The following is a 401-nucleotide window of genomic DNA, read 5'->3' on the forward strand; positions in this document are numbered from 1 at the left end:
GAGGATATCGCCGAGGCCCGCGCCAGGGTGGAGGCGGCGCTGGACGCCGGCATCACCCTGCTCGACACGGCGGACATCTATGGCTGCGACACACCCGCCGGTTTCGGATCGGCCGAAACGCTGTTCGGCCAGATATTGGCGGATGCTCCTGAACTGCGGCACCGCATGATCATCGCCACCAAGGGCGGCATCCGGCCAGGCATCCCCTATAATAGCGGCGCAGACTATTTGGCCGAGGCCATCGATGCGTCCTTGACGCGAATGGGCATCGACCGGGTCGATCTCTACCAGATCCATCGCCGCGATTTCCTGACCCATCCGCAGGAAGTCGCCGCCAGCCTGACCCGCATGGTCGAAGCCGGCAAGGTGCGCGCGATCGGCGTGTCCAACTATGCGATTCA

Annotated in this window: 1 protein-coding gene; it reads left to right on the top strand. The window is 64.3% G+C overall.

The window, feature by feature from the left end:
* Positions 1-401: aldo/keto reductase (locus JQK15_RS26670; RefSeq protein ID WP_214869696.1), on the top strand; the 401-nt coding region annotated here is incomplete at both ends.

Origin of the sequence: Sphingobium sp. BHU LFT2 (assembly GCF_018604485.1) — a bacterium.
GTDB lineage: Bacteria > Pseudomonadota > Alphaproteobacteria > Sphingomonadales > Sphingomonadaceae > Sphingobium > Sphingobium yanoikuyae_A.